This is a genomic window from Cellulomonas sp. P4_A2 (genome assembly GCF_056402515.1).
The window spans coordinates 1-368 of sequence record NZ_JBFUHG010000221.1; the positions used below are offsets into that span (position 1 = coordinate 1).

1 protein-coding gene is annotated in these 368 nt (G+C 67.7%); it reads right to left on the reverse strand.

What is annotated here, in order from left to right; translation table 11 throughout:
• Positions 1-368 (reverse strand): thiamine pyrophosphate-binding protein (locus AC1DUE_RS20810; protein ID WP_477041292.1); only part of this gene is annotated, 368 nt, incomplete at both ends.

Consider the following 368-nt stretch of genomic DNA (forward strand, 5'->3'; position numbering starts at 1 on the left):
CCGTCTGGAGCAGCCGCGGCATCTGCTGCGGGTTGGAGATCATCTCGTTGTAGTGACTGCACTCCTGGAAGAGCAGATCCGGATGGGTCTCCTGGAAGTAACCGAGACCGATCTCGCTCGACGGGATGTGCGAGGCGAGGGCGAGGACGGGAGCCATGGAGCGGTGGGCGTCGTAGAGGCCGTTGATGAGGTGCAGATTGCCGGGGCCGCAGGAGCCCGCGCAGGCCGCCAGGGTGCCGGTGATCTGGGCCTCGGCACCGGCGGCGAACGCGGCGGTCTCCTCGTGCCTGACCTGGATCCACTCGATGGCGGAGTTGCGGCGGATGGCGTCGACGACCAGGTTGAGGCTGTCGCCGACGACGCCGTAG